The 16,304-nt window shown below is 44.2% G+C and carries 12 protein-coding genes; 3 read left to right on the top strand and 9 right to left on the bottom strand.

Annotation, left to right across the window (positions count from 1 at the left end):
* Positions 1-18 precede the first annotated feature (18 nt).
* From hemB to PG901_RS08155, 5 genes are all read right to left on the bottom strand, one after another.
* The gene (gene hemB / locus PG901_RS08175) at positions 19-1,026 is read right to left on the bottom strand and encodes a porphobilinogen synthase (RefSeq protein ID WP_201625085.1); all 1,008 of its coding nucleotides are present in this window, start codon (positions 1,024-1,026) and stop codon (positions 19-21) included.
* A gap of 287 nt (positions 1,027-1,313) precedes the next feature.
* Entirely contained in the window at positions 1,314-3,125 is a 1,812-nt protein-coding gene (locus PG901_RS08170) for an efflux transporter outer membrane subunit (protein WP_271134155.1), read from the bottom strand.
* Positions 3,122-6,370, bottom strand: a complete 3,249-nt coding sequence (locus PG901_RS08165; RefSeq protein ID WP_271134154.1) for an efflux RND transporter permease subunit — start codon at positions 6,368-6,370, stop codon at positions 3,122-3,124. Before PG901_RS08165 ends, PG901_RS08170 begins: the two co-directional genes overlap by 4 nt.
* 34 nt (positions 6,371-6,404) lie before the next feature.
* The gene (locus tag PG901_RS08160) at positions 6,405-7,802 is read right to left on the bottom strand and encodes an efflux RND transporter periplasmic adaptor subunit (protein WP_201565201.1); all 1,398 of its coding nucleotides are present in this window, start codon (positions 7,800-7,802) and stop codon (positions 6,405-6,407) included.
* A gap of 671 nt (positions 7,803-8,473) precedes the next feature.
* Entirely contained in the window at positions 8,474-9,403 is a 930-nt protein-coding gene (locus PG901_RS08155) for a polyprenyl synthetase family protein (RefSeq protein ID WP_271134157.1), read from the bottom strand.
* Positions 9,404-10,196: 793 nt separating this feature from the next.
* Here PG901_RS08155 and rplU point away from each other — a divergent pair.
* The 3 genes from rplU to lolA all read left to right on the top strand — a co-directional run bounded on the left by rplU (position 10,197) and on the right by lolA (position 11,990).
* Entirely contained in the window at positions 10,197-10,508 is a 312-nt protein-coding gene (rplU, locus tag PG901_RS08150) for a 50S ribosomal protein L21 (protein WP_144297745.1), read from the top strand.
* A gap of 91 nt (positions 10,509-10,599) precedes the next feature.
* A complete protein-coding gene (gene rpmA / locus PG901_RS08145) occupies positions 10,600-10,857 on the top strand; it encodes a 50S ribosomal protein L27 (RefSeq protein ID WP_055123782.1) in 258 nt (85 codons plus the stop codon).
* A gap of 446 nt (positions 10,858-11,303) precedes the next feature.
* Positions 11,304-11,990 (top strand): outer membrane lipoprotein chaperone LolA, encoded by a 687-nt coding sequence (gene lolA / locus PG901_RS08140; RefSeq protein WP_201565200.1) that lies wholly within the window; start codon positions 11,304-11,306, stop codon positions 11,988-11,990.
* A 221-nt stretch (positions 11,991-12,211) separates the two neighbouring features.
* Here the strand turns inward: lolA and scpB are convergent, their stop codons facing one another.
* The 4 genes from scpB to PG901_RS08120 all read right to left on the bottom strand — a co-directional run bounded on the left by scpB (position 12,212) and on the right by PG901_RS08120 (position 16,197).
* Positions 12,212-12,757: an SMC-Scp complex subunit ScpB gene (gene scpB, locus PG901_RS08135; RefSeq protein WP_271134153.1), complete on the bottom strand. Its 546-nt coding sequence runs from the start codon at positions 12,755-12,757 to the stop codon at positions 12,212-12,214.
* A 28-nt stretch (positions 12,758-12,785) separates the two neighbouring features.
* Complete coding sequence (locus tag PG901_RS08130) at positions 12,786-13,595, bottom strand: segregation and condensation protein A (RefSeq protein WP_271134156.1); 810 nt, start codon at positions 13,593-13,595, stop codon at positions 12,786-12,788.
* A 180-nt stretch (positions 13,596-13,775) separates the two neighbouring features.
* Positions 13,776-14,855 carry a tryptophan--tRNA ligase gene (locus PG901_RS08125; protein ID WP_271134152.1) on the bottom strand — a complete coding sequence of 360 codons (1,080 nt, stop codon included), beginning with the start codon at positions 14,853-14,855 and terminating at the stop codon, positions 13,776-13,778.
* A gap of 232 nt (positions 14,856-15,087) precedes the next feature.
* On the bottom strand, positions 15,088-16,197 hold the full coding sequence (locus PG901_RS08120; protein ID WP_271134151.1) for an LpxL/LpxP family acyltransferase: 1,110 nt from the start codon (positions 16,195-16,197) through the stop codon (positions 15,088-15,090).
* Positions 16,198-16,304 lie beyond the last annotated feature (107 nt).

Genomic DNA, 16,304 nt, shown 5'->3' with positions numbered 1-16,304 from the left:
AAAGCAATTTAATGCATATTAAGCATTATTCAATTGACGAGCCGCTTCTAGGGCAAAATAAGTCAAAATTCCATCAGCGCCCGCACGGCGGAAACCTATCAAGGATTCTAAAATCACCGCATCGGTTAGCCAGCCATTTTGAATCGCAGCCATGTGCATCGCATATTCGCCCGACACTTGATACGCAAAGGTCGGTACGCCAAAAGTATTTTTGACTTCGCGGATAAGGTCTAAATACGGCTGACCCGGTTTAATCATCACCATATCAGCGCCCTCGGCTATATCCATGGCGACTTCGTGCAGCGCTTCGGCGCGATTACCAAAGTCCATTTGATATTGCTTTTTATGACCGCCTTTTAAGTTGCCGGCACTGCCGACGGCATCACGGAACGGACCGTAGTAAGCAGAAGCATATTTGGCAGAGTAGGACATGATAGCGGTATTGACAAAGCCTTCGGCTTCAAAGGCGTCACGCATGGCTTTGATGCGGCCATCCATCATATCACTTGGCGAGATGATATCAGCGCCAGCACGGGCGTGGACAAGCGCTTGCTTGACCAATACTTCCACCGTTTCGTCATTGACCACATAGCCGCTGTCATCAAGCAACCCATCTTGACCATGTGAGGTATAAGGGTCTAGCGCCACATCGGTCATCACCACCATTTCTGGCACGGCATCTTTCACCGCTTTGACTGCACGTGCGCTAAGACCGTTTTCATCATAAGCCGATTTGCCATCAGGCGTTTTTAATGAATTATCAATCACGGGGAAGATGTCAATCGTGGTGACACCCTCCGCTAATAATTCTTTGGCATAATTAATCAGCAGATCAATCGATAAGCGCTCAACACCGGGCATACTAGCGATTGCTTCGCGCTTATTATTGCCTTCTAAAACAAAGACAGGGGCGATAAAGTGCTTGGGATGCAGCTCAACTTCACGAATCATCGCACGCACGTTATCGTTATAACGCAAGCGACGTAGGCGAGTTTCAGGGAATTGACGGTTAAAAGTATAAGTCATGAGGTTTCCTTATTTGATTTTAAGCATGTGTTGCTTATCAGCTTGATTAAATAAGCTGTTTTAATGCATGTTTTTTATAAAATTGGCACCGCTAAAGTGATAAAAGCGTCGTTAATATAATGTTCTATTATACCCAGCACTACTATAACCAATAGCCACTATAACCAATAGTCGCTATCGAAAGCAAAAAGCCCTACCAAGTCGGTAGGGCTGATTGTACGTATCGACTGTCAATGCGAGGGTAGTGCGCTCACACTATCTTCTATGACTGTTTAAGGCTCAACAATTTAAGGCTCAACAATCTGGGTAACAGGTACTTGCTCAACACTGGTGTCGTTAAAGGTCGTCTTTTCAGTGACCACACCTACCGCCGCGTCTGTTTTGCCATCATTATTGACATCAACCACAGCGGTCGGTTTAAAGGTTGCCTTTTCTGTTGGTTGCGCCTGCTTAATCGCTTGGGCTTCTTGTGCAGAAGCCACACGAGCTGAGCTAGCCGCATCGATGGCATCGACTGCTTTTGCTTTATTGCTATTGGCAGGTAGATTGACCAATTGCACTAAGTTTTTATGCGGTACAGGAATCACCGTTGGCACGTCAAGGTTAGCGCCGCCGCCTAAGACTTGATAAAGCTCGACTTGGCTAATGATTTTTTGTAGCTCTAAGTCCAAGATGCCTTGCTGCGTTGAGAACAACGAGCGCTGCGCATCAAGCACGTCTAGATAGTTTGCAATACCTGCTTTAAAGCGTGCATCGGCAATCTGATAGGTCTGCTCAAAGTTATCTTGCAGACGGTATTGCGCGGCGAGCTGATCACCCAATGTCGCGCGTGTAGCCAACACATCTGATACTTCGCGGAACGCGGTTTGGATAGATTTCTCGTAACCTGCTAGTGTCTGTTCACGCTCAATTTTCGCCACATCGTAATTGGCATCTAAGCGACCAGCATCAAAGATAGGCACGCTAATGCTTGGGCCAAATGACCAACCGACCGAACCACTCTTAAACAGGTTATCTAAACTGCCGCTACTCAAACCTACGCTACTGGCTAGGCTGATAGACGGGAAGTAAGATGCGCGCGCTACTTCGATATTGGCACCAGCAGCTTTTAGATTGTATTCTGCTTGCAACACATCAGGACGATAGCGTAGCAACTCACTTGGTAAGCCGGCGTTAAATATCTGCTGATTTGTGATGTTGCTGACCGCAGGCGTTGGAATAAGGTTGGTTGGAATCGGTCCACCTACCAAAAACTGCAAGGCATTACGCGCTTTTAAAATACTGCTTTGCGCCCGTAAGACAGCAAGTTTGGCATTTTCTAATGACGCACTGGCTTGCAAAGATGGCAATTTAGGATCAATACCTGCTTCAAAGCGTTTATCGGCAATAAATAGTGATTTCTCACGACTTTCAACCGTGGCTTCTGCCAGTTTTAATTGCGCTAAGCTGTAGCTTAAGTTGGCATAGCTTTGAGCAATATTACTGATTAGACTGATTTGGGTTGAATCTTTTGCCGCGGTAGTGGCCAAGAAATTCTGTAACGCTTGGTCTTTTAAGCTGGCAATTTTACCCCAAAAGTCTAACTCATAATTGGCAAGACCAAGATTGACGCTATATGAACTGTTAGGGTTTTTATCAGTTCTATTTTGTGCTTGGCGCGTGTAACCACCGCTACCATCAATTCTAGGTAGATCATTAAGATCGGTGATTTGATATTGGGCGCGTGCTTTTTCAATTGCTAAGCGGGCGCTTTCAAAGTCTTTGTTGTTCTCTAAACCTAACGCAATCAGACCTTTTAGGCGCTCGTCGCTATAGAAATTCTGCCAGCGTTGACCGGCGATACTTGGCTGATCAGCGCTACTCACGGTTTCTTTATCAAACGCGCCATAAGTTTGTTCGATAGGTATATTCGGCTCAGCAAGGACAGGGCGCATATCCGCTTTTGGAATGGTATTACAAGCCGCCATGCTTAACGCTAAAGCAGTCAAGCCGATTAGACGACCGCCATTTTTGCGCAGTACTGCAAGCGCCGGTTGCGCAGTGGTAGCAATGTTTGCTACCGCTGCTGAGCTTAAGGTAATATTTTTTTGAGCACTCATTGTGTATTATCTCCAAGGCTTACAGGCTGATAACTCTCAGAAGGCATTGGGTCAGAAGGCGTTGGGTTTTGCGGGCCAGGTGTGCCGTCATTGCCACCATCTCTATCGTTTGGTTTGTTGTTCTCATATTTATGCGGGAACATACTACGTACCCAAATATAGAACATCGGAATAAAGAAGATACCTAAGATAGTTGCGGTGACAACACCACCAACCACACTAGTACCGATGGCGTTTTGACTGCCCGAGCCCGGACCTGTGGCGATGAATAATGGCACAACACCGAGTCCAAAGGCAAGTGAGGTCATAATAATCGGACGCAGACGTTGACGCGCCGCTGTCATGACCGCCTCTTTTAGACTATAGCCTTCTTCTTGGTGTTCCTTTGCAAACTCAATAATCAAGATGGCGTTTTTGGCCGATAGACCAACCACCGTCAGTAGACCAACTTGCAAGTAAATATCGTTATTAAAGCCGCGTAGCCACGTAAATATCACCGCACCTAGCACCCCAAGTGGGATAACCAATAGGACAGAGAAGGGGATAGACCAGCTTTCATACAAGGCGGCTAGACATAAGAATACCACTAAGATTGACAGTGCATAAAGCATCGGCGCTTGGGCACCTGACTTTTGCTCTTCAAGTGACATACCTGTCCACTCATAGCCAACACCTTCAGGCATTTTCTCCATTATGGCTTCCATGGAGCTCATTGCTTCACCCGTACTCAAACCGGGCGCGGCACTACCTTGAATATTCATCGACGGTAAGCTGTTATAACGGGTCAGACGCGGAGAGCCTGATTGCCATTCGCTACTAGAGAAAGCATCGAATGAAATCATATCACCGGTATCGTTACGGACAAACCACTTACCGATATCATCAGGGTTGGTTCGGCTGCTTGGCTCACCTTGGACAAACACACGCTTAATACGACCGCGGTCGACGAAGTCATTGATATAGCTTGAACCCCAAGCGGTAGAGATGACGCTATTAATATTACCCAATGACAAACCATAAGCAGCAGCTTGTTCTTGGTTGATATTAATTTTTAACTGCGGTGCATCTTCTTGACCGTTCGGACGAACGCCTGCGACTTTGTCATTTTGCGCCGCCATACCGAGGAGCATGTTACGAGCTTCAAGTAGCCCATCATGCCCAAGGTTGCCGGTGTCCTGAATCATTAAATCAAAACCACTGGCGTTACCAAGTTCGGTAATCGCGGGCGGTACAATCGCAAATACTTGGGCTTCATTTAACTGGGTAAAGAAGTAACCCATGGCACGATCGGCCACCGCTTTTGCGGTGTTTTCTGCACCGGGACGATCAGCCCAGTCAGATAAACGTACGAACGCCAGTCCCATATTTTGCCCTTGTCCAGCAAAACTGAAACCTGCAATGGTAAAGACAGAGGCAATATTATCGCCTTCTTGGGTATCATAATAATTACTGACTTTATCGAGTACATCTTGCGTTTCATTTAGCGTCGCACCAGCAGGAAGCTGAACTAAGGTAAACATAATACCTTGGTCTTCTTCTGGCAAGAACGAGCCGGGGATACGTAAGAATACCACTGCCATAATACCGATGATGGCAGCATAGCCGATTAAGTATAACCATTTAAAGCGGAAGCTTTTACCAACCGAATTTTCATAGCTACGGCTGACTTTATAAAAAGAGCGGTTAAACCAACCAAAGAAGCCTTTTTTCTCTTCTGTCGAGGCTTTGTCATGGCTTTTGCTACGTTTGAGCAAGGTCACACACAGAGCAGGGGTAAAGATAAGCGCGACCAGTGCCGATAAGACCATGGCAGTAATCAAGGTAATTGAGAACTGACGATAAATCACACCGGTTGAACCGCCAAAGAAGGCCATCGGTACGAATACTGCCGATAGAATCAAGGCAATACCGATAACGATTTTACTAATCTCGCGCATCGATTGTAGGGTAGCGTCTTTGATGGAGATATGAGGGTCTTCCTCCAAAATACGCTCGACGTTTTCTACCACAACAATGGCGTCATCGACCAGTAGACCGATGGACAGTACCATGGCAAACATGGTTAGGACGTTGATACTAAAGCCTGCAATATAGAGTACCGCAAAGGTACCTAATAGAACCACAGGAACGGCAAGGGTCGGAATAATGGTCGCACGCCAGTTCTGTAAGAAAATGAACATGACGATAAATACCAAGACAATTGCTTCAATCAGCGTCTTGACCACTTGCTCGATAGACAAACGTACAAACGGCGTGGTGTCATAAGGGACGACTGATACCAGACCCGCTGGGAAGTTTGCTTCCAGCTCGGCCATACGTGCGCCAACTGCTTCGCGAGTTTCCAGTGCGTTTGCACCACCGGCCAATGAGATACCCAGACCAGCAGCTTCATTACCGTTATATAGTGAAATAACACTATAGTTTTCACTACCGATTTCAACTTTTGCAACATCGCCTAAGCGAACTTTTGCGCCAGAGGTATCGGTTTTTAAGAGAATGTTTTCAAATTCTTCAGGGGTTTGTAGATAGCTTTGCACCGTAACGGTAGCGTTGATAACCTGTTGGTCGGTATCAGCAGGCGCTTGTCCTAGCTGACCGGCAGACACTTGCGCGTTTTGCGAGCGCACAGCATTGACCACATCAGATGGCACCATGTTATAGCTACGTAAGCGGGCAGGGTCGAGCCAAATGCGCATCGCATAAGCCGAACCAAACACCTGTACTTCACCTACGCCTTCAACACGGCTTAACTGGTCAACGACGTTTGAGTTAACATAATCGGCGATATCCGCGCGATCCATGCTGCCGTCTTCAGAAATAAAACCTTGCACCATTAAAAAACTGCTAGAGGATTTATTGACGTTGACGCCTTGACGCTGCACCGACTCAGGTAATGAGCTCATGGCGGCTTGAAGTTTATTCTGTACCTGTACCTGCGCGGTATCAGAATCAGTACCATTTTCAAAGGTCAAGGTTACTGACGCGCCACCGTTTGACGAGCTTGACGATGACATATACATCAGACCATCAAGACCCTTCATACGTTGTTCAATAATCTGTACAACGGAATTTTCAACGGTTTGAGCGTTGGCACCAGGATAGCTTGCGCTAACCGAAATCGTTGGTGGTGCAATACGTGGATACTGCTCAATCGGCAAATTAATGACCGATATCACCCCGATGAGCATGACCAAAATAGCCATCACCCATGCAAAAATAGGGCGATTAATAAAAAAACGTGACATAGTATATCCCTAGTCTTCCTATCTTTGAATGGAATTAGTTAGCGGTAGATTCTGCAGGTTTTTTAGCAGCGGCATCTTTACTAGCTGGCTTATCCATCGCTTTTGCAGCTTGCTGCGGCGTTTGGGCAGTAGGTGCACCTGGCTTAGCAGGGGCTGCATTGGCATCTGGTAATGGTTTGGCGACCACCTCTTGCTCAGGCTTCACTTTTGCACCACCAATAACCACCACTTTATCCCCTGCTTGTAGGCCGTCTGTGATCACCCATTGCCCTTGATAGGTACCATTAATAGTGACAGGACGTACTTGAATTTTATTGTTCTCATCAACGATATAAACTTGGGTTTCACTTTTCGGGGTACGCATCACGGCACTTTGCGGTACCAAGGCGGCATTGGTAATGACGCTTTGGGTTAAGCGGGCGCTGACATACATACCAGGCAATAAGATATTGTTTTTATTAGAGAAGACCGCGCGTAAGGTCACCGCACCGGTTGACTCATCAACTTTTGCTTCAGATAAAGCAAGCTCACCGCGTACAGGATAAGTTGAGCCATCTTCTAACACCAATTCAACCGAGTTCATGCCTGCTTGTGCTTTACCGGCAGAGATTTGCTGGCGTAACTTAAGCAATTCAGATGAAGACTGGCTGATATCGACATAGATAGGATCTAGGCGTGAGATAGTCACTAAAGGATCAGGTTGACCGGCGCTAACCAACGTACCGGCAGTTACGCTAGAGCGATCAGTACGACCTGACAGCGGCGCTCGTACGATAGTACGGTTTAAATCCAACGTGCTGGCTTGTAAACCTGCCTTGGCAGTTTGGATGCCCGCTTTCGCACTCTCAATACCTGCTTCCGTTTGTCCGATAGCCGCACGCGCACTTTCGACTGCCGCTTGGGCGGTACGAACTTGGGTGACAGCTTGGTCATATTGCTGCTTTGAGATAGCATCAATTTCGATCAAACCTTGCAAGCGTTGTAAATCATTTTGCGCTTGTGATAATGATGCTTGGCGACTGACCAATTCAGCTTTAGCATTGGCATTGTTTGCCACCGCTGTCTGATAGTTGGCCTGAGCCTGCTGAATAGCCGCCTGACCACTGGTAATAGACGTCGCGTAGTTATCAGTATTGATACGATATAAAGGTTGGTCTTTTTTGACGTTGCTGCCCTCACGGAACAACACCTCGTCAATAATGCCATTAACCTGTGGGCGAACGTCTGCGGTTTGATAAGCCGCGGTACGTCCAGCAAAGGTCTGTACTTGGGGTACGGTATCTAGAGTGACAGTCTGAACGTTGACGACAGCAGGTGGCATTTGCTGCTGTGCGGCTGCGTCACCAGCTGCGTCCTCGTTTTTGTCACAGCCAACCAGTACAGCTCCAGATAGTACAGATGCTATTACAAGCGCAAGAGTAGAGTGCTTCATCAATGTCCTCGGCAATATAAATATCATATAATAAATAATTACAGTATTAAAAGTTTAGGGGTAAATCTTAACGTGGTAGATATGAAAAGTAATATGCATTTACCGTTGCCAATATATCAGTCGCTAAACGCGTAACAATCGGATAAGCAGATTTAATTTAATAAATGATTATAAACTATAGGGTATACCCTACAGTCAAGGTGTAAAAAACCGTTTTTGCGTCTCACAATTGTCTTCTAGCTCAATAAATACCTAACAGCCATTGATAATACAAGCATAGCGTTAAAAATACCTTGTAAAATTCGTAATGAATGTTGAAGTAGAATATTGTTAATTTTTGTTTTTTTAAATACGATTCAGAGATAGTAGCAAGAAAGCTGTATAAAAATACAGTAGAAAACAAAGGAGACAGAAAAATTCTGTATTAGCAATACTTAAGTGTGAACGCTAAAATATGGAGGCAAAACGTATGCGCTTAAGTCAGCGTTTGGTATGAGTAATGATGAGGCTGCTAGTATCATAGCCAAACTCTCCTCATCTTTTATGTCTTATTATTATAAAGTCAGGCTTAACTTAACCTTTAATAAATAAAGTGGTCTTTATCTGATATATTAAAAGCTGTATATAGAAAGTATATAAAGATTTAGATATATCAGATAAATAAATAGCCTTTATACTAAACGCGCGCTGGCAAGTTCCGTCAATTGATATAACCCTTGGCGGTAGCGGTTATCAGGTAAGCTGCTAAGCGCTTGCTGGGCAAGTTTGGTCTCTTCTAACGCGCGCTGCTTACAGTATTCAAGCGAGCCTGACTGACGTACCCGCTCGATAAGCTGCTCAGCGTTTGGTGTCTTACCGGTTTGCACGGCGATACGTAACTGCTCATAGCCTGCGGTATCGCTGTCTTTTAATAGCTCAAGCGCCTTAATGGTTGGCAGCGTTGGTTTACCTTCCGCCAAATCGTCACCGAGATTTTTGCCCATCAGCTCGCTATCGCCACTATAATCGAGCACGTCATCGACGATTTGGAAAGCATTACCGAAATGCTGACCAAAATCAGCCAATGCTTGCAGGTGCTCAGTTTTATTTTGCAAAATAGCCGCGCCTTGGGTCGCCATCATAAATAAGCGTGATGTCTTTCCATCGATGATATTTAGATAATCGGCTTCAGTGGCTTCAGGATTGTGCTGATGCTGTAGCTGTAATACTTCGCCCTCGGCGATATCACAGGTACCATCTGAGAACACTTGCAATAGTGGTAAGCTCTGAAACCCAACCAGTAAGTTAAAGGCGCGAGCAATCAGATAGTCACCGACCAGCACTGCCGTGGCATTATCCCAAGTGGCATTAGCGGTTGGCTTACCACGGCGCTGACCTGATTCATCAATCACATCGTCATGGACTAAGGTTGCGGTATGCAGCATCTCAGTAATCGCCGCCAAATGCATCGCTTGCTGCGACGGCTCATCATTAAACATCCGCGCGCATAATAAGGTAATGAGCGGGCGCATACGTTTGCCGCCAGCATTAATCACATGCTGCGAGACGCTCATGACCAGTTGAACTTTGGAATTCAAACTGCCAAAAACTTGCTTGTCCATAATGTCAAAATCATCAGCAACGATGCTTTGAATATCGGCATAGCTTAGGGTGTCAGCATGGTTTGGTTCAGCATTGCTTGGCGTGCTTGCTAAGTTAGTTAAGGGTGTGGTTGATGCTGCAGCGGCGTTAGATAAAGAGTTACTGGTCATAATGAGTCGTCATACCAATGAAAATAAAAGAGGGTTTGAATAGCGATCTATCTATTTATAGTAAGTGCTTATTGCAAGTATTGATAGTGAAGCTATCGTTTGACGCATAATAGCATAGCTATCTGGGTCAATTGTTGATTTAAGTATAGCAGAATGCAGGGCTGTCTTTATATTTAGCCGTCTGTTTAGGCCTATATTTTGATATATTGGTCGTCTAATTAAAAGATAATGAGTGGATGTTTATTAAGCCATTTAGCGTATCGATTGGAATTTATTCACCCGCATTGGGTAATAATAAGCCAATATTTACAAAAAACTGTAAGTAACTGATTATATAAGTTATAATAGCCGCTGTTGGATTTTAACCAATGATGGTTTGATGTCTTATACTTGAATAAAGATAGTGGTCTTAACAGCGGTGGTTTATACCCTTGTTAATCAATCACATCATTTTTATATATAAGTATAGACAAAAATTTGAGCCAGTATTATTGGTATTACCACCTGAGTAAAACAAGAGATGCGGCTTGCTTTTATGAGCAAAAAGCCGTAAAATCTTGCCTTTAATTTTTCCCTGTCGTGTTCGTCGTAAAAGCGTTGGTATGATATCAGCCACGGCACACGGGTTAAACGGAGTCATACAATGTACGCAGTAATCAAAACTGGTGGTAAACAGCACCGTGTAGTCGTCGATGAGTTGCTTAAAGTTGAACTACTAAAAGCAGAAAAAGGCGAAACAATCAAATTTGAAGACGTGTTGATGGTTGTTGACGGTGAAACTGTCAAAATCGGTCAGCCTGTCGTTGAAGGCGCTAGCGTAGAAGTTGAAGTGGTTGAACATGGTCGCGGCGAAAAAATCCGTATCATCAAACACAACCGTCGTAAGCATTATCACAAAGAGCAAGGTCACCGCCAATGGTATACCTTGTTAAAAATCAAAGCTATTAATGCCTAATTATTCACTTAGCAATTACTGCTAAATAGCGCACTAAATGCTTAAGAGTTGTCGCATTAGCGATAAGTCACATTAACAAGGAGATTTTCTCATGGCACATAAAAAAGCTGCCGGTTCGAGCCGTAACGGTCGTGATTCAAACCCAAAAATGCTAGGCGTTAAAATCTTTGGTGGCCAAGCTATCACAGCTGGTAACATCATCGTTCGTCAACGTGGTACAGAATTCCACGCAGGCGAAGGCGTTGGCATGGGTCGTGACCATACTTTATTTGCACTAAATGACGGTGTGGTAAAGTTTGCGACCAAAGGTAAATTCAACCGTCGTTATGTTATGGTTGAAAGCGCATAATTGCCCATCTGGGTTATTTTAATCGAAGATTAAAATAGCTTGATGACTAAAAAAAGCCCTTATTACCGTTTGGTAGTAAGGGCTTTTTTATGGTGCTGGTTCTTTAGTAAAAGCAGATTATTATAAATAGCGGGGTATTAACATTAGCAATAGCTCGCAAACTGCTTTTAAATAACCCTAATTTATATATAAAACAGACAACAAATAACAGTGAATGCTATGTAACGCTACTGGTTACAAGCGTGTATGGCAGCGGTAGTAATGATTGCAAATCATGACTAGGCGCGTAATAAAAAAACTGGCACACTGTCTGCATTGTTTAATCACGTCAGTTTAAGTTTATTGATTCTGAACTGACTATCGTGAGATAAGCACTTATTGAAAACAAAAATTTTAATTAAAACGTTTTATCTTTATGCTATTTTGCATTTAAAAGAGGATTTATAATGACTTTATTAACAAACAAAACAACCTTAAAACAAAAAGTAATGAGCGGTGCTTTAGCGGGTGTATTGATGACCTCACTTGGCGTTGCTGCACCGATGATGGCTTTAACGCAATCGGCAACGGCAGCTCCGGCTGATAATCTGACCGCTGCCAAACGCTTAAACAAGCTACTAAGTAATACCAAAAGCATGACGGCTAACTTTAGCCAAACCACCAAAGGCGCAAATAGTGGTACCTTTACGGGTACGATGAGTGTGCAGCGTCCAAATAACTTCCGCTGGGAAACCAAGTCGCCGTCAGAGCAGCTGATTGTGGCAAATGGCAGCTCGATGTGGGTTTATGATAAGGATTTGGAGCAAGCGACCAAGCAAAATGTCGATAGCCAAGTGGGTAATACCCCAGCGTTATTGTTATCAGGTGATCCAAGCAAAATTGATAAGAACTTTAAAATCACTCAGCCATACGCCAATAAAAACTACTATGTATTATATCCAAAGTCAGAGAGTGCCAGTTTTAAGAGCTTATCGATGAGCTTTAGCGGTGGTAAGCCTGTGATGATGGTATTGAATGATAGTTTAGGACAAACCACGACGATTAAGTTTAGTGGTATCAAAATGAACCCAAGTATCGGTAGCAGTCAGTTTAAATTTACGCCACCAAAGGGCGTTGATATTATTAATCAATAATTATTAATCAATAATAAGAACTGTTAATCTAACCGTACTTATTTAAAAAAACTGGTTTAAAAATTTGCTTTAAAAACTGGTTTCAAAAAAAGGACAAGCCTCTTCGGTTTGTCCTTTTTTATTATGGCAAGAATAATATGCAGGTCTTATTTTAAGCTATCTAAGAGAATGCTTTGATGCTAACTAAGAGTTTTGATGCTGAATAGGAGAATGCTTTGATGCTAAGACAGCGCTTTGATGGCTTCCATATCTGGCAATGCGGGCAGCTCATCTAAATTGGTCAATCCAAACGCATCTAAAAATTGCGGCGTGGTATGTAGCAGTGCAGGGCGGCCCAAGGTTTCTTTGTAACCTTTCTCTTCAATCCAACCTTTATCAAATAATTGGCGCAGTATATTACTCGATAGCGTCACACCGCGCACGTGCTCGATGTCACCGCGTGTCACTGGCTGCTTATAGGCAATAACACTCAACGTTTCAAGCAGGGCTTGGCTGAGGCGTTCTTGTCGCTGCGGGAATACACGCTGAATTAACGGACTATAGCTATCTGCGATTTGTAGCCGATAACCGCTGGCCGTCTCATGTAAGGTCAGTACACCAGAATCTAGACGCTGTTGTAATATCTCCAACGCTCGCGCAAGCTCGTTAGTATTTAACGATAACTGCTTTTTTAGCACATTGGCAGTAAGGGGCGCTTCAGAGGCGTGCAGGAGCACCTCGATATGCTTGCTCATCTCTTCTAAGTGTCGCTGCTGCGTATCTGTCATTGCATATATTCTCTATTAAAGAAGACCATTAAGCCAGCCACTGTAACGTTAATTGCCCGATATGGCTGTTTTCTGCAAACTCATCGTCAGCAGCAGTATCGTGACCTTTTAAATCAGCGTTTATAACACCAACCAACTGCCGTTTCATGAGCTCTAAGACTGCGACAAAGCTAACCACCACACCTATCTTACCTTGAGTTTTATCTAGTAACTCATAAAAAGAATGCGCACCATCCGTGCTTAGCTGCCTACTAATACTGGCAATACGGTCGGAAAGGGGTACGGCATCAACTTTGATGGTATGCATCTGATAGTCGGGCTGTAGCTGCATTTTAAATAAGCTATCAATCAAAAGGTTCGGCGAGTAACTGGGTAATTCCGAATTCATAACGTCTTGACTGGGCATACTGACCATCGCTAAAAACACATCGCGCTCAAGACGCACCAGATTGTCCAAACGCTGACTGGCTACTTTAATTTGCGCATATTCTTCAAGGCGCTCAATCAGCTCAGCTTTTGGATCACGCTCATCGCTCGGCGTTTCGGGCTTTGGTAGTAGCAGCTCGGTTTTAATCGCAATCAAGGTTGATGCCATCAGCAGATAGTCACCGGCCAATTCAAAATGTTCGGTATCCAGCTCACTGATATAAGCCAAATACTGCTCCGTAATTGGCAATATCGGCATTTGGGTCAGATCAACGTTGTTTTTTTTGACCAGATATAATAAAAAATCCAATGGCCCAGCAAACTGCTCTAACCAAATGGCAAACGCTTGCGGCGGCACATATAAATCTTCTGGTAGATGCTGCACTGGCGTCTGATAAATACGCAGCGCCATATCATTAACAACTAAATGGTCGTGTTGGCCATCATGCTCGCCATTGCTATCTATAAGCTCAGAGTTTTGATACGCGCCTACAAGAGAAGCGGCTTTTTTTAAAGCCGCTGGTTGATTTGTTAGCTCAGTCTGCACGCTTAGCATCCGCTTTGATTACGATAAGTTAAAGCAGTCAAAGACTTACTTAAGCTTAGCAAGTGGACGGATACCAATGGCACGACGAGTCTTATCTAGTTGCTTACGACTATGGCGTCGCGCTTTTTCTGCGCCCATTTGTAAGATTTCTTCCAGCTCTTTTGGATTGGCCATAAGCTCTTCATAACGTGCGCGGAATGGAGCAATCTCGCTATTGATTTTGTCAAACAGGGCTTGCTTGGCATCACCCCAGCCAATACCTGCGGCATACTGCGCCCGCATATCTGCAATCTCGGTAGGAGTCGCAAAAGCTTTGTAAATCTCGAAAATAGCTGAATCATCAGGGTCTTTTGGCTCAGCCGGTAACTGCGAGTTGGTCACAATTTTCATGATGGCTTTATGCATCTGTTTTTCGGCGCTGACTTGCGGATTAGAATCACCAAATAATGGGATGGTATTGCCATAGCTCTTGCTCATTTTGCGTCCATCAAGACCCGTCAGTAGTGGGATATCGTCATCTACAACCGCAGATGGGAGCGTAAATAAAGCTTTATAGCGATGGTTAAAGGTGCCTGCAATATCACGTGCCATCTCGACATGCTGAATCTGGTCTCGACCAACAGGCACATGCGTGGCGTTGAACATCAGGATATCGGCTGCCATCAGTACAGGGTAGCCAAATAGACCCATATTGATACCTTGGTCAGGATCGACATCTTCTTTTTGCATATTGATGTCGACTGCCGCTTTATAAGCATGCGCACGATTCATCAAACCTTTGGCGCATGAGCAGTTTAAAATCCAGGCAAGCTCTGGTATTTCGGGCACATCTGATTGACGGTAAAAGGTCACACGTTCAGGGTCAAGACCACAGGCAATCCAAGTCGCTGCAATGGCCTTGGTCGATTCATGAATAATAGTAGGGTCATAACAGCCGATAATGCCATGGTAATCTGCTAAAAAGAAAAAAGCTTCATCATCACTGTTTTGGATCGACTGAATCGCTGGACGAATCGCGCCAACGTAATTGCCTAAATGTAAAGTACCAGTCGGTTTGATGCCGGTTAGGATACGTTTACTTTCTATTTTAGCTGCGTCTGTAACTGCGTCAGTTTGAGTGCTCATGAAAAATCCATTGTTTTGTTTCTCACGTTATTATTGATATCAGTGAGTTATTGATGTAAATGAGTTATTAATATAACTAAGTTAATAATATAACTAAGTTAATAATATAACTAAGTTAATAATATAACTAAGTTAATAATATAACTAAGTTAATAATATAAATGATATGCAGAATAAAAATATCAGCTACAAAGTATAGCAAATTTCGTCGCGATGTTATTGCCAAAAAAGGCTACCGATAGATATCAGTACGACCATCAGGGCCGTTTTTAAAGCGGCGATGGAACCACATCCACTGGGTCGGATCGATACGAATCAATCCTTCTAGCACTTCATTAACGCGCGTTGCATCGGCAATCTCGTCATCACTTGGATAATTATCAAGCTCTGGCGTAATGGTTAAATGATAATGCGGACGCTTGCCTTTTGGTAGGCTATCTGGCGTTTGCCGATAGGTATGCAGTGCCATAAGTGCAGGCGGATGCTGTTTGTCGCCTAGTTTGGCCATACGCCGTGAGGCGGTAATAGTCGCTGCTGGCACACCAAAAAATGGTGCCATAACGCCTTGTTTTAACCCATAATCTTGATCAGGTGAGTACCAAATCACGTGGCCTGCTTTAATCGACTCAACAAAGCTACGCATATCCCTACTGGCTATTTGCTTACTTAATATATTGGTGCGGCCATTATAGATAAACCAATCGAGCAAAGCGTTATTCTGCGGACGATACATGCCATCCAAAGGGAAAAACTGCGTACATAGCATACCGCCAAGATCGAGCATCGTATAATGTGCCCCAAGCAAAATCACAGGACGACCTTGGTTTTGGGCATTAACTAAATGCTGTAAGCCTGAGATAGAAACCGTACGGGTGAAAATGTTGGGACGAAACCAAGCGCATAGTGTTTCAAACACCCCAATACCTTGATTGACAAAAACTTGCTTTGCCATCAGCTCGCGCTCAGCTTCGGGCTTTTCTGGAAAAGCCAATTTTAAGTTAATCAAGGTATCACGTCTGCGTGAGCTTGCTACTTTGTAGATTAAAATACCCAGCTTACGACCTAGCCAAAACTGCCAACGTAATGGCAGATATATCATCGGTAGAAAGATCGCCAAGACTAGCCAAATACCCCAATATTTGGGCAATAAAAACTGCCATTGAAAGGGTTTCTTATCCACTTGCGCCGTTTGCTTATGCGTTTGCGTAATCGTTGGCGTGCCGATAGGGATAGCAGGTGACTTAGCCATTTTGCTATGTTTATTGTTATGCTCACCGGCCGTCGGTGTTGGCATATCGGTTTTTGCGGGCTTACTAGGGTCGTATTGTTCAGGGGCTTTCATAATGAGGACAAGGTAATAAAAGTTATGATTATGATGAGGCAGTGAGCGCGGCTTTGCAAGGTGATTTATGCACAAAAACTGGCACAGGTAAAAACCATCATTCAAAA

Source organism: Psychrobacter sp. ANT_H3 (genome assembly GCF_027919975.1).
In the GTDB taxonomy this organism is placed as follows: domain Bacteria; phylum Pseudomonadota; class Gammaproteobacteria; order Pseudomonadales; family Moraxellaceae; genus Psychrobacter; species Psychrobacter maritimus.
This window is presented reverse-complemented; position numbering and strand designations above follow the sequence as displayed.